The sequence below is a fragment of the Pseudoalteromonas sp. P1-9 genome (assembly GCF_001399975.1).
GTDB lineage: Bacteria > Pseudomonadota > Gammaproteobacteria > Enterobacterales > Alteromonadaceae > Pseudoalteromonas.
The window spans coordinates 53,442-70,638 of record NZ_LKBD01000002.1 but is presented as its reverse complement, the minus strand read 5'-3'; the positions used below and the strand labels follow the sequence as shown (position 1 = coordinate 70,638).

Here is a 17,197-nt window from a genome sequence, read left to right as displayed (position 1 = left end):
AAATATAGCACCCTGCCATAGAGAAACATAGTACAAGTTGCTCTATACGCTGTTGGGAGCATGATTGACGGTAAGTACACTGAAAATAACTGCGTTAAAGCTTTGGTAAAGTATCAACCATCTTAAATAAGTCTTAAAAAGAGGAAGATAAATGAATGAGCTAGTTATTCGAATTGAATCTGTAAATCCAGTTTGTACTGAGCAATCAACGATACAATATAGAGAGCGATGGCATAAACTTTTCAGTAAACGCGAGAAGTCAATCATCACAGACTCAAGAGACATTATGAGTTTTCTTAGCTGGGCTGTGATGAAACTACCTAAACTAAGTAGATCATCACGGTTTAACGTTAACAGACTCTTCTATAGTGGAGTTTTGGACAGCTCTTCAGAATATTTCAGAGTAATTAAAAGCATTGAAGTAATTCCACATGATTTAGTTTATAGCGGTGGCGATAGGGGCTCTATAGTGGCTTTCGAATATCAAACTGATTTTAATGAAGAAGGTCAGCTCTTTTATTCCAACCTCAACTGCTTATTGATTTCATTATTTTCTGCTTTTGATGATGGGGTGACAACCAGTGAATATTACTCAAGTGGCTTTAATTTTGAAGTTGAGATCCGAAATGGAGACTGTCTGTATTCAGAAGTCTCATTCGAAAACTAAGGTCCAAAATCGAGGTATACGTATTACTTCAAATAACCATATCAAAATATCTGACTTAGATTTTAGGAGAGAATAATGAGTCTAATTGTTGTTCCTACTCGTCGTAGGAAGTTAAATAACAGAGAGTGGTTTGTCGTTTTTAGGGGGTTTCAACCTGGCATCTATTGTTCTTACTTGGAAGCACAAAAAAGTATCGAAGGCTACAGATGCCCAAAAATCAATAAGTATAAATCATATAAAATTGCAAAAGACGCTTTCAACAAGTACTGTGAAATTAGGGATGTTAAGGGAGAAAAATCTTCCGATTATGAGTGGTCATATAATGTCCCATACAGGCGTAAAGATTAGCTGCAATTTACTTCCTGATTTCCAGCTAACGCTTTGTAAACCGTTGCCCTAGCACACCCTAGGGCTTTTGCTATCTGCATCTTGTTCAAGCCTTCAGAGTACATCAGCCTGATTCGCTCATGTAGTTCCTTGTTAATACCTTTGCCTTTGTACTTACCGTTCGCTTTAGCAATAGCTATGCCTTCACGCTGGCGCTCAAGTATCATAGACCGCTCGAATTGGTAGATTGCGCCCAATAGTGTCAGCATCAATTCTTGAGTTGGGTTATTGATGCCTGCAAAATCAAGGTGTTCCTTGTAGAACTTCAAACTAATACCTTGCTCGGTGAATAGGCGAACTAACCGAAGAAGGTCTTCGGTATTACGTGCCATACGGCTTATGTCATGGCAGTGGATTACGTCACCTTCACGAGCATATTCGATCAACTGCTTGAGGGCTGGCCTGTTAGTATCTTTACCGCTGCACTTGTCAACGAAGGTCTTATCAAGCTTGATGTCGATTAATTGGCGAGCTGTATTTTGCTCAACTGAGCTAACGCGAATGTATCCGATTTGTTTAGTCATAGTAGAAGTGCCTGTTTTAAGTCTATGACGTTGATGGTATCTGGCTACTATAGATTCCAACAGGGCTTAAAATAGACGGTCTTAGGCGAGAAACTGAACGTCTATTTTGAGTGTACTTAAAATGAACACTGATGATCTAACCAGCAATACTTTACTACCCATTTTTGAACCTGAAAGTACGAATTTACTTAAAACGATCCGAATCTTTTTTCATGCGACATAGGAATATCAGGTGATTTTAGGTTCATCTCAGAAGCACTAATATCATTGTTTATAAGAACTGGAAAGACAGCCTAACTGTGAAAATAACATCACTTTTTTGCTCCTCACAACCGTGTCCTACACTTTAAAAATAAGCAACCAATGGAAGCTGATGTGAGTGATGCAATAATTATGGCGAATTTTGCAGTTGTTACGTAGGTTGCTTGCAATGCTAAATCGGTTATAAACAATGCCATAGTAAAACCTATCCCTGCTAGTAAACTCCCACCAAATATCATGTGCCAATTTAAGCTTTCAGGTAAGGTTGCAATGCGTGTTTTAACAGCAAACCAACTAAATAAAATTATGCCAAGAGGTTTACCAATTACGAAGCTTATGAATATAGTGATTGCTAGAAAATCAAAAATATTAGCTTCTTTTATGATAATTCCTGCATTTGATAATGCAAAAAGCGGCATAATTGCAAAACCAACCCATGGGTGCAGAATATTCTCTAGTCGTTCAACAGGGGAAAGAGCTTCTCTTGCTGCTGATTCCGCGGTTTTCAAGGCTTGTTTGTAAGGTATGTTAGTGTCGTTAAGTTGTGATAAAGGATATGATGTTATACATGCTACAATGTTATACAGCCTTTCATTGTCCACCCATTTCACGGTTGGAGTCATAAGTCCTAGGATTACACCTGTTATAGTTGGGTGAAAACCTGACGAATCGATAGCTAACCAAATTAAACCACCAACCATTGAGTAGAATATAAAGCTTCTAATGCCAACAAATCCCATTGTTTTTACCGTGACTAAGCCAATCGTAGCAAAGCCTATATACATCCAATCAATTGTGCTGCTATAGCTAATAGCTACAACTAAAATAGCACCAATGTCATCGACGACAGCAAGGGACAACATAAAAACCCTTAATGCTTTTGGAATACTTTTACCAAGTAATGCTAAACACCCTAAAACAAACGCTGTATCGGTCGACATGACCACCCCCCAACCATTAAAGGTAGGGACATCAAATTGTAACAATACAAAAATAAATACAGGTACGATCATACCGCCTATGGCGGCAGAAATTGAGAGCATAGCTAATTTGGGACTTCTTAGTTCACCTAAAATAAGTTCTCTTTTTAGCTCTAAAGCGACTAAAAAGAAAAAAATGGTCATGGCACCATCGTTTATCCATTGATGTATAGAACGGTTAAGCTGAATATCACCAAAGCTGACTCCAACAGGAGTTGCCCAAAATTGAAAATAGACACCGCTTAAACTAGAGTTCGCGAATAGTAATGCGATGAGTGTCGCAAGTAGTAAGATGCCGCCTGACGCTGTTTCAATTTGTATAAATCGAGTAATTGGCTTTACAAACCAATCTATATGCTTTTTTGGTAGTTCATTGTATTGAGTTTGCTCAATCTGATTTAGCGCGCCTTTAGTCCTTCGCATTTTGCAGCGTATTTATTGAGTTACTTAGTCTTGTTTTACCCAGAAACTTAAAAAGTTCATTTTTTGATGAAAGGATAAGTGTTGTATCCTCTGTCATGATGGATGAATACGTTGTCATGGTGTGTGTAAATTCATAGAATGCCACTGCTTCAGGTGTTTGATTGTAGGCTTTAGCATAGATTTGGGCAGCTAAAGCATCGGCTTGTCCTCTAATCTCTTCCACTTGCTGATAAGCTTCTGACTGAATTTTATTTAGATCTCTGACTCTGTCTCCACGAATTCTGGCAGCTTCGCCATTACCTTCTGATAAGAAGCGTTCAGCTATTTGCCTTCTTTCACTTATCATGCGTTCATAGATTTTTGGCCGAACACTTGCATTATAGTTAATTCTTTTGAACCGGATATCTAATAGTTCAATACCAAATACGGCAACCTTCTGAGACGCAGAAGAAAAGATTTCTTGCTCAACAAATTTTCGACCTTTTTTGATTGGCACTAAAGTGCCTATTTTTAGCTCTTCCTCAAAGGTACTTAATAATCCTTCTCTTAATGCTAAGCGGTTTCTGTTAGTTCTGATAATTTCGATAAGTTCATGCTTGGCAACTGCATTGCGGGTTTCACTGCCCAGAATATCATCTAACCTTGATTGGGCACTGTGCTCATCTTTTAATCTCAGAAAGTATTGTAAGGGGTCGACAATTCTCCATCTTGCAAATAAGTCGACTGATATGTAGAGCTTATCTTTTGTGGGCATGTCAGAAGGTCTGCCATTCCACTCTAAAACTCGCTTATCCATTACATTGATCTGTTGGACAAACGGAATTTTTATTTTGAGGCCTGCATGGGTTATTGGTTCACCAATCGGTTTACCAAACTGAGTGATAATAACTTGTTCAACTTCACTGACCGTGTATAAGCTATTACTGGCAAAGATAGATACAACCACTGCGATAAAAACCGTTGAAAATGTGAGAAGATTCTTCACTGTGGCTCTCCTAGTTTTGACTTTCCAAAATGGAATAATGGCAAAATGCTGTTTTCAGTGTCTTCGATTATCACCTTTGAACGGATATTAGGGAGCACTTGCTCCATGGTTTCTAGGTGTATCCTTTTTACTGTAACTTCTGGTGCCTTTAAATATTCAATGTAGAGCGCATTAAAGCGAGCGGCATCTCCTTTAGCTTCATTGATGCGTTTTAATCTATAACCATCCGCTTCTCTTATTCTTTGGTCTTTTTCCCCCAAAGCGAGCGGTATTACTTTGTTATAATCTCGGCGAGCTTCATTAATTAGTTTTTCTTTCTCTTGCTGAGCTTGATTTACTTCATTGAATGAGGCTTGTACAGGTTCAGGCGGGTTGATGTTTTTCAGTTGAACTTGGTCTATTCTAATACCCATTGCATACTTTGTTGATAGAGCCTGCATTTTACTTAATGCTTCTGATTCAATTTCTTGTCTACCGATTGTTATCACTTCATCAACTGTTCTATCGCCGACCACTTCACGCATCACAGATTCAGAGACATACCTTAATGTTTCTGAGGGCTCTCTTACTTCAAAAAGAAACTTTGTAGGTTCATCTATTCGGTATTGAACCACCCATTCAACAAGCGCAGCGTTTAAGTCACCTGTAACCATTTGAGTTTCTTTTAAGTCTAAAGATTGTCGTGACAATTGGCCGCGAGCATCTTCTTTAAAAGTCGAAAATCCGAACTCTTGTTTAAGTTGTCGCTTTACTGCGACGATTGTTGACTTATCAATGTTTAAAGGCAGCTTAAAGTGTAGCCCCGGTTGCTCTGTGTGTGAGAATTTTCCAAATCGCTGAATTACAGCAACAGAATCACTAGGAACTGTATAAATTGAGCTCCATATAATTAATATGATGCTCACCATAATTACTATGATTAAAAAATTAAATGGACTTCGACCAGGTAGATATTTCTTGTATTGAGAATATGCGTTAAATATATCTTTTGGATTTGGAGGTGAGTTATTTCCACCTCCCCATGGATTTCCTGTATTTGATAACTGCTTCATTAGTGAATTTCTCCAAAGTTAAAATGGTTCCGCTGTGTTAGATGAATTGCTTTTGAACATAAGGTGAGGTCATTGCTGACAGTAATCCCACGTAATCAATGTTAAATTCAATTTCTTGCCCTATTTTTAAAGGTACACCTGTACTTTCTAAGACAAGATGATCACTGCAACTAGATACAATAGATAACCCCACAGGAGGGATTAAGCCTTCGGGGTCGACATCTTGCCTTCCTAAAGCAATTAAAACTTGATTTATATCGCCTTTATTTGTTATTTCCTGTTGTTCACCAAAAGCATTGTGATGGCGTTTACCCCAAGGCATGGATGGTTTCCGGTTGGATTCGATGACTTCAGCTATTAACTTAACCGTATTAGTATGTGCGCCTTTGATGTGACGTTTTTCAAGCGCCTCTATGCCAAAATAAATTGCCTCACCTAGTCGTAATTGATTAAAGTTATTTATGTTTTGTGAGCTAAATGCCCACAATAAATTAGCTGAGTTGCCAGCAGAAATAACTTCAAGTTTTAGCTGAAAATGTGTCTCTATCTCTGTCACTAACTTGGCCAAAAGCGACATATTGTGAGAGTCGGGTGCAATGCCATAGCGGCACGTTAAGTTAGCCCCAATACCTTTCAAGCCAATATTAGACAATAAACGTGCCTCTTTGATTACATGCAATAGGTCATAAGGCATTACGCCTTCTCTTAAGTCACCAAGCTCTACCATGATTATTACTTCATGGAATACCCCTAATTTTTTTGCAGTTGAGGAAAGTGCCCTTATTACCGAAAGTTCAGTATTGAGGCTTATATTACAGTTCATAACTACCCGTTCAACTTGACTCAACATAGGGGTTCTAATCAACATTATGGGGACATTTATGCCAGCACTTCGCATCCTTTCGATATTTTCAATACGTGAGTCGGCTAATTGAGTTGCTCCTGCATCAATGAGTATGCGCGCAATAACTGGGTGACCCATAAAGACCTTGGTTACAGGGACAATGTCAATAGACAATGGTTTTAGTATCTGCATTAGCAGAGCAGAATTCTCTGCTATTTTGCTACAGTTAATTTGCAATCGAGGATTACTCATTGCAGTGAAGACACTTTGATTTTGAGATGCGGAAATGCGATGAGAATCATATGGACCAAAAACATACTTGAGCGACTTAAAGCATCGGTAACGGGTACTGAAAAATCTTTAGAATACCGATAAATGTATTCTTCTACCTCAGTTTCATCCATATCTTCATGGTTTATACATATACCAATAACCTTTATTTGGGCAAATCGTTCAATAAGATCTATTTCATAAGAAAGTTTTGGCATTGGCATATTATCAAAATCTACACGATCCTTTCTATGTGGTGCATGTTGCAGTACCACAGCATGAGGTGCACTTCCTCTTAAAATCATCGCACTTGTTGAAAATGCAGGGTGACTCAAAGCCCCTTGGCCTTCAATAATGATGATATCGGGCTTTTCGACATAATAAGCTCGGTGAATGACTGCTTCGAGCTCGCCTGGGCAAAATTGTGATGGTATAGAGTCCATCACTAAGCCATAAGGTGCTCCTTGGATTACCCCCGTTTGGCCTGTTGCAATCAAAACGGTCTTCAATCCATACTCTGTAAGTGCATTGCTTAGTTTGATTGCCGTAGTGCGTTTCCCTATAGCGCAATCTGTGCCCATAACAACAACGCGAGGACATGAAACCTCGCGAATGATGTCTTGGTAAATTTGTAAATTATTTTTATTTATTGGCCTTCGGATGTCATATATTGACACGCCATATTCGTTGCAAGCTGCGATAAACTCTGGGTCATCATTTAGATATTGATGTAAACCATTAATAATATTCATTCCTAGTGACATTGCTTCTAACATCACTTGACGGGCTAGTTTTGGCAATAACCCATCGGAATGGGCTAAACCGTATATGAAAAAGTTTGGATATTCATCTGCCATTGCAACTGCTTCGTCAAGGCTTGAGTAAATAGGGATCCCATTTCTTTTATCATCTAAAACATACCCTGAGTCTAAGCCAGCCATTTTGCTATCGATGACTGAGAGTATTTTGAAATTAGATGAGTGACGAATTAGCCCATTGGCTGTTTTACCATCATTTTTAGTAAAATTAGCTTCACAAAAAACAATTGCGGTAGGCACAACATCGAGATCTAAGAAAGAATTAGGTTGAATGCTTTTACTTTGATTTGGTTCATTACTATAACCAAGAAAGCGTTGCGAAGAAGCCTCTTCCGTTTTGAGTAACTTTTTAATCATGATAACACCTCTAGTAAGTACATACTTAGGGGGCAATTTGTGCATGCCGAGGTGCTAGTTCGGGAGAGGTACAAGCGGTCCCCACTAAGTTAGTTGGGGGATATCTAAGGTAGTCTATTTTTTGAACAGAAGATAGCTAAAAATCAAATTTAATTACAAATAATTTTATTTAAAATTTAATCTTATGAATTAAAAGTAATAATTCGAATTATTTGTTTGAGTGGGTTAGTGCACAGTGAACCGATTGTACACATTTAGACATGCTCTAAATATACACTATCTGTGTTGCTAAGGTTTGAACGGCACAAAATGTGTCGTTTTAGCCTGTATTTGTTAGTTGATTGAGATCATAGGTATTAGGTTTTATGGTTCAGGTTTAAAGTATATATAACGGTTAGTGTTTCAAGTGTTAAACAAAATCTATGCACCATATCTGTTTGAAGACTATCTTCCATATAGGACTCAGTAGCTTTTGGAGCTACTTGCTCTTTCAATTAGCTCTTAAAAATCCCATATTTCAGAATCGTCACAGACTCAAATCGTACACGGCTACACTAATTTTCAATTTTCATATTTCGAGACTTAAACAAAATCAGATAGTTACAATTCCACACAGTTGTCTTACCGGCTAGCTCAGAAATTTTAGTAACCGCTTGATCTTTCAAGCGGTTTGCTAAAATTCCAAACATCTTCATATAAATCCGTGTACCAAAGGTACATGGTTTGGTACACACCAAAAAATTCCCAACCATCTGAAACCACATTGTTTTTAGTCTATCCAGATTGTCATTGGACGATTCAGTTAACTTATGGCTGACTCAACAAATTAATGGAAAAGCCCGAGCGTTTTAGCTTGGGCTTTTTTGTAAGTGGAGTTATTTGAATCAATCACTAACGCTTAATAATTTCAGCGCGGTGTGGTGCGAGTTTTGCAAGTACTTGATTTTGGAGCGGGTAACTTACATTGTTGTCTTCCATTGCTTTTATCAGTAGCTCGACAATGCGGTTAAAGTCGGCTTCATTGATATTCATACCAGTGTGAATGTCGACCATGTTATCGCCTTTATATTCGCAAGGGCCGCCTGTGGCATCGCATAAATGCGTAATGAATCCAGCGCGGAAGTGACTTACGCTGGCTTTGGCAAAGTAATGAAATACTTGCTCGTCACTGGCGATGTGTTTAATAAAACTATCAACAATGTTTTCTAATCCTTGCTCACCCTTTAATTGAGCATAGAGCGTTTGATTGGCGTTATGGGAAGCGCACGCTGTTAGCAAAACAGCAGTAAGGAAAAGAGTTAAGAACTTAGTCATTAATAATACCCCGTGAGAGAAAGATACCAGCCACGTTGCTTTTCGATACCTGCAATTGTGCCCAAATTGATGTAAGCAGCGGTAACGCTGACATGTTTGTTTGGAAACCATGCGATAAACACATCATGCCAATCGTCTTCTTTTAACCCCAAATTATTTGGTTTTTGCCGATATTCAGTACCAATGGCAAGATGTTTATTGAGTAAGATAGCAACGGATGCCTCTAATTGAAGTCGATGGTCTTGTTGTGATCCACCAAAGCCAAGCAATCCCATTTCATTGGCGGTGGTGTGTCTGATTGTTGCATTCCACAATAGGTTGTAGCCAGCTACAGCACCTAGATGCAGTTTACTGGCAGCAAGGTAAAAATCGGTACCTGAATCATCTTTTGCACCAAGGGCGAAGGCAATGTCAGCTGTGTCGAGTTGTTTGTGTTGTATACCAAACGAAATCTGTGGGTAGCGACTGTAAACAAGGTCGCCGTAGAGTTTTATTTTAGCGCCATAAATCGATTGCTCAAGTGTTGTTGAAAGCGGTAGAACATCAAAGCGCTGCGCCGCATACGAAAGTTCTACGCGGTCATACAAGTTACCTTGTACGCCACAAGTACTCAATTCAAAATCATCGACATTTGCCTGTGTGCAATATCCTGAAATCGACATTTCATCTTCGCTTGCGTAGCCTGCGAGTTGCGCCCATGGTACTAGGCCGCCACCTGCAGAGCCTTCAATTTGAGATACACCGGGCGTTGCAAGCAATTTACCGTTGGCATAACAGTGAGTGGTAATAAGTATAAAAACAATGCTAATGATTTTTGACATAGTGTGCGTACCATTCGTTGAGCTGCTGCGCTTTTTGCGGTTTAGCCAAGTAGTAACCTTGAATATAATCGCAGTTAAATTGGTTTAATAAATCCAGACTTTCTTTGTTTTCTACACCTTCTGCAACAACGCGCAACCCTAGTTTATGACCTAGGTTAATGGTTGACTCCACAATGTCTTGATCTTGTGAAGATTCATTTAATTTAAGAATAAAGCACTTATCTATTTTTAGTTCATCAACGGGTAAGTTTTTTAGCTTAGCAAGAGATGATTGCCCAATGCCGTAGTCATCGACTGATATTTCAAAACCGAGTGATTTTAAATGGGTTAACTTAGCAATCACTAATGCTTCATTGTCGGCAATATCACGTTCGGTGAGCTCTAAAATAATACTCGAAGCGTCAACTGAGTAATGTGCAATTGTTTCTAATAAAAAATGTACAAATTGCTCATGTTGAATATCTTGCGCAGAAAGGTTAACTGACACGTTGAAGTGAAGTCCTAGTTGGTTCCAGGCGTGTATTTGCTTTGCCGCTTGGCGAATAACCCATTGCGTCAATGTCACAATAAGGCCCGATTGCTCGGCAAGGGCAATAAACAATTCGGGGTTTACAAATTCATTGTTTTTATTGATCCAGCGAATAAGCGCTTCGGCTTTATCTACTTGTTTGGTCTTTAAATTAAGCTTAGGTTGATAGGTTAAAAATAAATTTCCGCTATCTTGCTCTAGCGCAAGCTTTAACTCTTCAATTAAATTCAACTTATATAGGTAAGCTTCGTCGTCACCACTTTGATAAAATTGTAAGGTGTTGTTACTTTTTACTGCGTTTGCAGCCGCCATTGAGGCGCGGCGAATTAACTTTTCACCATCATTACCGTGCTCAATTGAGTTGGCGATGCCGTAATAAATTTGCAGTGATAAATCGATGCCCTCAAGATAAAAAGGACGTTCTAACTCGTTACGTAGTTGAGAAATAAACCCATTGATTTGCTGCTCTTCTGAAATGGTAATGGCAACAATAAACTCATCAGCGTTAGGGCGTGACAGCAAGCAGTGCTTGGGTGTTTGGCGTTGTTTATGAAAATTATCTAGCCTAGTGGCAATCTCTTTTAAAATTGTGTCACCATTAGTAATGCCAATCGTATCGTTAAGTGCCTTAAAACCTTTAATATTTAGGTTTATTAATGCGATGTGTATTTTCAACTGAAGCAATACGTTAACGTCGTTTATTATTTTGTAGCGGTTGTATAAGCCGGTGAGTAAATCTCGCTCAGCCTGGTAGGTAATTTTTTCTTCCCGCTGCTTAATGGCACTGCTCATCAAGGTAAAACCGCCATACAGCTTTTCAAGTTCTCTTGGAAAGTGATTCTCGAGCTTAGGTACTAAAAAGTTACCATCACTGATGTTTTGTGTGACATCCATCAATTTATTAAGCGGCTGTGTAATGCGCTTCGATAAGATGCGCGACAGGCTAATGGCAATAAACAATACAAATAAAATAGCGAGTATGGTGGCGACAATAAGTCGTTTGATATCGCTATGCAGGGTATCAAGTGAGGCTGATAACACGGCGGAAATATTGTTAGTCGCAGTAATCTCAATTGGTTGATGATAAAAAGACGCTGATGATAACAATAGGCGAATACCTGTTAAGTTTTCGCCAAGTACATTTTCATTTGCGAGCACGTCTTTTGATAAGCTTGATTGAACAATGTGTTGATTGGCTAGGAACGTGATATCTAACGATAACAGTTCACGTAATTGCGATAAGGTATTCTGATCAATACGAAAACCAATTATCGCATAAGCAATAGTGCGCGGTGCTTTGACCGGAGCGAGTATAATTTGATAAATACTGTCGTTAATGACTAACATTTGTGCATTAACGGCTTTCAGTGGAAGTGCATTAAGGTGATTACGAAGTTGCTCTGAAGAGTATGAGTTATTGTTACTCGCAATAAATTCACCATTAAGGTCAATTAACACCATAAGATCAGCTTTGATACGCTGGCCATGGTTAAGTAGCGCACTTTGCAGTGTTTTGGTGTCTTGTGTGGCGACTGCCTGCTTAAAGCCAAAATCAGCGGTAAGTACGTTGGCGGATGTAACGAGCACTTGCTCTTGTTGTTTAAGATTTTGCTTAAGTACATTCTGGGCAAAATACATTTGTTGTTGTAATTGTTGCTCAACATAGCTTGCAGTGGTTAACCAATAATTAATCGTTAACAACAGAGTTGTCATTATAATCAGGTTGGCAGCAAGCCATGTAATTTGCGCACGTAGGCTAAGTTTAGTTAGTTGTTTTAAAAACATCTTCAAAACTGCCCGTAGCCTTTTCAGGTGAAACTGTTAACGCTAATTCTACAACGCCTTTTGCTTGTTTAAGTTTAGCAAGATCAATTGCTTGTTTATGGCTTACGCCCTTTGCATTTCTCGGGTGCCAAAGCCACGCTCTTTTTATTTCAGATGGTGCTAAAGCGATAGTTGTTTCACCTTTTTCGTTCGACATATACACGTGATTATTATTGTGTACATATATGTAACCCACCATTGAATCATGAATATTACATCCCAGGACCACAACACCAGTATTTTCAAATATGATGGGTGACTTTGGTTGACCTGCATACAGCTTTAATTCAAACGGCTTTGCTTTAGAAAAAGAATAAACATGATGGCGAATATCATCGCTATTAGGAAAGCTAACATAGCTATTAATGGGGGCGGCAAGTACATGCGGCTCGAAAGCTTTGTTTATTTGATCCATCACTAATGTCTCTTTCGCTGTTTTTTGCTTAGCAGTATCAGAAGCGGCGATTTCGATAATGGCATGCTCTAGTGCCTGTTTGTTTTGATCTGTTACGAGCACCGAAATAGCAGCATGCGCTTGAATTGAAGCAAATAGAGCACAGACAAAAAATTTAAGTTTTAGAAGGGGAGGCAAGTGAATAATCTCTTAAAAGGTCACGTATTAATAATACTAGCTAGCTTGAGGAATGTCGTCCAATTTATGGGTTAAAAACTAATAATTTTAGACTGTTAGTTATATTTGATATTTAAATCAGAATAATTAAACACTGGTTTTCAGCTATTGTGTGTTAACAACAGTTTATTAAATTAGACACTATAGTAGATATAGAATTTATTCACGATAATTCACAAGTGCTACCATAAGGGGATTACGTAAACAGTAACTTTAACTTGCCTTTTACATCGTCAATTGAAATAGGCTTCGAAATATACTCATTCATGCTCGCAGCGAAGCACTTCTCTTTATCACCTTCCATCGCGTTGGCGGTCATCGCAATGATGGTTGTGTGTTGGTGTTGCTCACCACATTGGTTTTTTCGTATGGCATTTGTTGCTTGGTAGCCATCCATTTCTGGCATTTGAATATCCATAAAAATGACATCATACGGTTGCGATCTATCTTTTAGCTTATTTACTGCATCAAGGCCGTTTTCAGCGGTGTCACAGGTTAATTTAAGCTTTCCTAGTATACCTTTGGCAACCATTTGGTTTATCGGGTTATCTTCAACTAACAATACATCAAGCTGCGGTAAATCGTCATTATTAGGTAAAGCTGGTGGGTTGTTAAGCTCATTAATATAGTGGCGTGTTAGCAGTGGTTTAGCGTGTTTTAACGGTTCGCCGTTATCAACAATAATCTGCAAGGCCGCGCGCAGATCCGCACTGGTCGCAGGTTTTGGAAAATAGCCATCAAAGCCAATCTTTGCAAAATGTTTAGCATCACCTTTGTGTTGCATTGAGGTCATCATAATTAACTTAATTGCAGCCAGCTCATTATCCGCTTTAAGCTCTTTAGCTAGCATTTCACCGCTCATTTTTGGCATTTGCATATCAAGTACCGCTACATCAAATAACTTATCTGTCCCTTTGAATGTATTACATAGCGCTAAAGCTTCTTGTCCGTTTGAAAACGTAGTAACCTTGGCGCCCCAATTTTTAAGCTGTTTTGCTAATATTTCACAGTTAGTTTGATTATCATCGACAACTAAAATATTTAACCCACTTATTGCTACATTAGGCTGAGAAAGCGAGCTTTGATTTGCCTTTTTAATACGTAAATTACAAACAAATTCGCTGCCTTCGTTTGTCGCACTGGTTAAGCTAATATCGCCATCCATGTGATTACATAACCGTTTTACGATAGCTAAACCAAGCCCAGTGCCGCCATAGTTGCGTGTGGTTGAAGAATCTTCTTGGCTGAATAGCTCAAACACATGTTGATGTTTTTCTTTGGAAATACCAATGCCTGTATCTTTTACCGCTAAGGTGAGGCGCCAATAGTGTTCACTGTCATCTTGTAGAGCCGCGCTCACTATGACTTCACCCTGGTGAGTAAATTTAATGGCATTGCCGATTAAGTTACTCAGAATTTGACGAATTCGTCCGGGATCGCCGATTACGAAATGCTCATTTAAATTGACCGTATCTAAAATAAGCTCAAGCTGTTTTTGTTCTGCGCGGGTTGCAAATAACTCAACAAGTTCAGAAAGTAACAGGTGTAAATCAAATTGAATTTGTTCTAGTTCAAGCTTATCTGCTTCTATTTTTGAAAAATCGAGAATGTCGTTAATTAGAATTAATAGCGAGTTAGCGCTATTCTTTGCAATGTTTAACCGGTGCGTTTGCTCATCCGTTAATGGGCTATCTAGCATTAACTCAAGCATGCCAATAACGCCATTCATCGGTGTTCGAATCTCATGACTCATACTGGCTAAAAACTCATCTTTGGCAATTATGGCGGCTTCAGCCTCAACTTTGGCTTTAGTAAGTGCTAACTCGTTTTCAACACGCTCGGTAATATCGTAGTTTACACCGATCATATTTGATACTTGCCCGTTGCCATCAAGTTTATTGATTGCAGACGCTTTAATATAGCGTGTTTCACCTGCTGGTGTGATAATTCTAAATTCCGTATCAAATTTAGAGTTGGTTTCCATGGCATGTGTAATTGCGGCCACGGCAGTGGCTTTGTCATCGGGGTGCAAACCACTTTCCCAAGCGTCGTACGCTCCAATAAAGCTATTTTGGTCAATGCCATATAGCTTGAACATCCATTCGTCCCACTTTAATTCTTGGGTCTGAACGTTGTAATCCCAAATACCTATGCCCGCGGAGTCTGCGGCAAGCGCCATACGCTCATTCTTATCTTGAATTTCGAGTTCAGCTTGCTTCGACTGGTGAATATCGAGATGTGTACCGATCATCCGTTTTGGCGAACCATCAGCATGCCACTCAACTATTTTACCGGTGTCGAGTACCCAAACCCATTCGCCATTTTTATGTTTCATACGGGTTTCACAGCTATAGTGTTCGGCTTCTCCCTGCCAGTGACGCTGTAATTGCTGTTCTGCTTTGGCTAAATCATCGGGGTGTAGCAAACTCATCCAAGTATCTACTGAAGTGGGTGCTAATTCATCAAGCGTGTAGCCAATCATGGTTGCCCAGCGATCATTAAAGATAGTTTTTCCGCTATCAACGTCCCAATCCCAAATACCCACGCTGGTAGATTGCAGCACAAACTGTAAGCGCTGGTTGGTATCGGTTAAATTGTCTCGCGCTAAAACTCGCTCGGTTATATCTTGGAATGAACCAAATACACGTAGACATTGGCCGTTGAGCATTTCTGGTTGAGCGCGCGCCGCAACCCATTTCTCGTTGCCTTTAGCTGTGATTAATTGCAGCTCTTCTTGGAAAGGTGCGCCATGCTCAATTGCGTTTGCCATCAACTTGGCGATGCGGTCACGGTTTTCGCCTGGCTTATAGTAATCAATTGCTGTTTCAACTTGAGGCTCAAAATTGTCACTGACTTCGTGGATTTTCTTGGTCATTTGTGACCAATATAACGAATTGTTTGTTACGTTATATTCCCACGCGCCAATGAGCGCTTGTTCACTCATTTCTTCCATTAACTGACGCTGTGAAAGTAATTTGTTTTGTTGCGCTGTGCGCGTTAATTCAAAGCCAATCCAGTGGGCAAATAATCGGATCAACTCGAGATCGCTATTAGTAAACGGGTGAGATGAGGCATCAGGGCTTGAAAAGTTTAGTGTGCCAAAGCGCTTGCCGTCGACAAAAATAGGGCAGCCAATATAGCTTTCTAAGCCAAAGTTTAAGTAACAAGGATGCGTTGCAATTTCGCTTTTTGCTACGTGATGAAATGCAATAGCTTGGTCAGCATTAAAGGTGTGAAAGCAGTAGGTATTTTCAAAATCAAATTGGTCGTTTGGTGAAATTTCGTTATTTGGGCTTTTTGCGTATAGCACTTTATAGTTGTTTGAAATTTCACTCACTATGCCAAGCGGTAGCTGAAAAATATCACAACCGAGCGTTAGCATGGCATTCATTTTATTATCAAGACTCGCATTGATATCACTGGTTATTTCGTGCAGGCTTTTAAACGCTAACTCGGCATGTTTTTGCTCAGTAATATCGTTTTGAATAATGATTGATGTGTCTTTTTGCTCATCATTGCTACGCAGCGGCACTATGGTGGTGCTAAACCAATAAAAACGCCCATTTTTAGCCTTATTATATAGTTCGCCATGCCATACTGTGTGTTTTGTGATGGCATCGGTTATTTCTTGATAAAGGGCGTCATCATGGTAATAACTTCTGAGCGTACGCGTTGAATGGCCAATAATCTCATTTTGCTCATAACCATAAAAATGCGTGAACATTTTATTGCAGTACAAGATGTTCGTTTGGTTATCAACTCGCAAAACTGCAGAATGTTTATTGATTGCGAACTCAAAATCAGATGCTCGATTACGCTGCGTTAGCAGTTTAGAGTAGGTATCTACAAGCCAAGATTGCGTAGGCTTTAGTATTGCTATCGCAAGTCCGATTAGGCATAGCAGCGAGCCAATCCAGGTAATATAAATCAGCTCATTCTGTAGTTGTTTATCAAGGATTGCTGCACTTTCAAATACACTCACTACTTGGTCTAATTGAGTGAGTATTTGGTCGGTTTTATCTGTTGAAAATAAACTATTTTGCGATGTCGAAAGCGCTTTTCCTTGCGAGAGAGATAGCGCTGCATTAGCGTAAGCTTCAAGGGTTGCTTGCAGCTGATTATCAGAAAAGTAAATTTGTTTAATTTGTTGCTGGGCGTTTTCGTCAAACAGCTCAAGTTGTTTTATTAGCAGGGTTTGATTGCTTAATAGCTTTTCTGCAGCTTTCGCAAGTTGCTGTTGATGGTATTGGGTTGGCTCACGTTGAGTAAATAAAGCAATACGCTGCGACAACATTCGCTGCTCGCCGGCACTGTTTACAATACTGGCATAACTTTCTTGCTGCTGTTGTTGCAGAGTAATTATTAAAAACGCGCATGAAATGAGCACCGCAATTGCAAAAAGCGCCGTTTTATAACGCTTGGAAAAGTTAGTAAGTAAAGACTCCGTGCTAAGCATTCAACTTCCTGAGGCGGTGCTGTTATATTTAGAACCTTAAATATTGCACTAAAT

General features: G+C 39.3%; 13 protein-coding genes. 2 read left to right on the top strand and 11 right to left on the bottom strand.

Features of this window, described 5'->3' with window-relative positions; genetic code table 11:
* Positions 1 to 151 precede the first annotated feature (151 nt).
* Both AN214_RS01615 and AN214_RS23290 read left to right on the top strand, forming a co-directional pair.
* Positions 152 to 667, top strand: a complete 516-nt coding sequence (locus AN214_RS01615; RefSeq protein WP_054978139.1) for a hypothetical protein — start codon at positions 152 to 154, stop codon at positions 665 to 667.
* Between the two features lie 75 nt (positions 668 to 742).
* Positions 743 to 1,015 (top strand): viroplasmin family protein, encoded by a 273-nt coding sequence (locus AN214_RS23290; protein WP_054978138.1) that lies wholly within the window; start codon positions 743 to 745, stop codon positions 1,013 to 1,015.
* On the opposite strand, the gene AN214_RS01605 is transcribed toward AN214_RS23290, so the two are convergent.
* From AN214_RS01605 to AN214_RS01550, 11 genes are all read right to left on the bottom strand, one after another.
* Entirely contained in the window at positions 1,012 to 1,578 is a 567-nt protein-coding gene (locus AN214_RS01605; RefSeq protein WP_054978137.1) for a recombinase family protein, read from the bottom strand. The two genes, AN214_RS23290 and AN214_RS01605, sit on opposite strands and share 4 nt — an antisense overlap.
* A 326-nt stretch (positions 1,579 to 1,904) precedes the next feature.
* On the bottom strand, positions 1,905 to 3,242 hold the full coding sequence (gene nhaA / locus AN214_RS01600; protein WP_054978136.1) for a Na+/H+ antiporter NhaA: 1,338 nt from the start codon (positions 3,240 to 3,242) through the stop codon (positions 1,905 to 1,907).
* Positions 3,229 to 4,227: a protease modulator HflC gene (gene hflC / locus AN214_RS01595; protein ID WP_054978135.1), complete on the bottom strand. Its 999-nt coding sequence runs from the start codon at positions 4,225 to 4,227 to the stop codon at positions 3,229 to 3,231. Before hflC ends, nhaA begins: the two co-directional genes overlap by 14 nt.
* A complete protein-coding gene (gene hflK, locus AN214_RS01590; RefSeq protein WP_054978134.1) occupies positions 4,224 to 5,279 on the bottom strand; it encodes an FtsH protease activity modulator HflK in 1,056 nt (351 codons plus the stop codon). The genes hflC and hflK overlap by 4 nt, the downstream gene beginning before the upstream one ends.
* Before the next feature lie 37 nt (positions 5,280 to 5,316).
* Complete coding sequence (locus tag AN214_RS01585; protein ID WP_082428455.1) at positions 5,317 to 6,375, bottom strand: alanine/ornithine racemase family PLP-dependent enzyme; 1,059 nt, start codon at positions 6,373 to 6,375, stop codon at positions 5,317 to 5,319.
* Entirely contained in the window at positions 6,372 to 7,568 is a 1,197-nt protein-coding gene (locus AN214_RS01580) for a DUF1611 domain-containing protein (protein WP_054978276.1), read from the bottom strand. The genes AN214_RS01585 and AN214_RS01580 overlap by 4 nt, the downstream gene beginning before the upstream one ends.
* An 891-nt stretch (positions 7,569 to 8,459) precedes the next feature.
* Positions 8,460 to 8,882, bottom strand: coding sequence for a group 1 truncated hemoglobin (locus tag AN214_RS01570; RefSeq protein ID WP_054978132.1), 423 nt, complete (start codon positions 8,880 to 8,882; stop codon positions 8,460 to 8,462).
* Entirely contained in the window at positions 8,882 to 9,703 is an 822-nt protein-coding gene (locus AN214_RS01565; protein ID WP_054978131.1) for a DUF3034 family protein, read from the bottom strand. The genes AN214_RS01570 and AN214_RS01565 overlap by 1 nt, the downstream gene beginning before the upstream one ends.
* Complete coding sequence (locus tag AN214_RS01560) at positions 9,687 to 12,017, bottom strand: EAL domain-containing protein (RefSeq protein WP_054978130.1); 2,331 nt, start codon at positions 12,015 to 12,017, stop codon at positions 9,687 to 9,689. The genes AN214_RS01565 and AN214_RS01560 overlap by 17 nt, the downstream gene beginning before the upstream one ends.
* Positions 11,995 to 12,573: a methylamine utilization protein gene (locus AN214_RS22845; RefSeq protein ID WP_200911105.1), complete on the bottom strand. Its 579-nt coding sequence runs from the start codon at positions 12,571 to 12,573 to the stop codon at positions 11,995 to 11,997. The genes AN214_RS01560 and AN214_RS22845 overlap by 23 nt, the downstream gene beginning before the upstream one ends.
* A gap of 310 nt (positions 12,574 to 12,883) precedes the next feature.
* On the bottom strand, positions 12,884 to 17,143 hold the full coding sequence (locus AN214_RS01550; RefSeq protein WP_054978128.1) for a PAS domain-containing protein: 4,260 nt from the start codon (positions 17,141 to 17,143) through the stop codon (positions 12,884 to 12,886).
* Positions 17,144 to 17,197 lie beyond the last annotated feature (54 nt).

Excerpts from the sequence above, each read along its gene's own strand:
- AN214_RS01550 (WP_054978128.1), bottom strand. The coding sequence starts at position 17,143 with ATGCTTAGCACGGAGTCTTTACTTACTAACTTTTCCAAGCGTTATAAA.
- nhaA (WP_054978136.1), bottom strand. The coding sequence starts at position 3,242 with ATGCGAAGGACTAAAGGCGCGCTAAATCAGATTGAGCAAACTCAATAC.
- AN214_RS23290 (WP_054978138.1), top strand. The coding sequence starts at position 743 with ATGAGTCTAATTGTTGTTCCTACTCGTCGTAGGAAGTTAAATAACAGA.
- AN214_RS01605 (WP_054978137.1), bottom strand. The coding sequence starts at position 1,578 with ATGACTAAACAAATCGGATACATTCGCGTTAGCTCAGTTGAGCAAAAT.
- AN214_RS01615 (WP_054978139.1), top strand. The coding sequence starts at position 152 with ATGAATGAGCTAGTTATTCGAATTGAATCTGTAAATCCAGTTTGTACT.
- AN214_RS01570 (WP_054978132.1), bottom strand. The coding sequence starts at position 8,882 with ATGACTAAGTTCTTAACTCTTTTCCTTACTGCTGTTTTGCTAACAGCG.
- hflK (WP_054978134.1), bottom strand. The coding sequence starts at position 5,279 with ATGAAGCAGTTATCAAATACAGGAAATCCATGGGGAGGTGGAAATAAC.
- AN214_RS01560 (WP_054978130.1), bottom strand. The coding sequence starts at position 12,017 with ATGTTTTTAAAACAACTAACTAAACTTAGCCTACGTGCGCAAATTACA.
- AN214_RS01585 (WP_082428455.1), bottom strand. The coding sequence starts at position 6,375 with ATGAGTAATCCTCGATTGCAAATTAACTGTAGCAAAATAGCAGAGAAT.
- AN214_RS01580 (WP_054978276.1), bottom strand. The coding sequence starts at position 7,568 with ATGATTAAAAAGTTACTCAAAACGGAAGAGGCTTCTTCGCAACGCTTT.
- AN214_RS01565 (WP_054978131.1), bottom strand. The coding sequence starts at position 9,703 with ATGTCAAAAATCATTAGCATTGTTTTTATACTTATTACCACTCACTGT.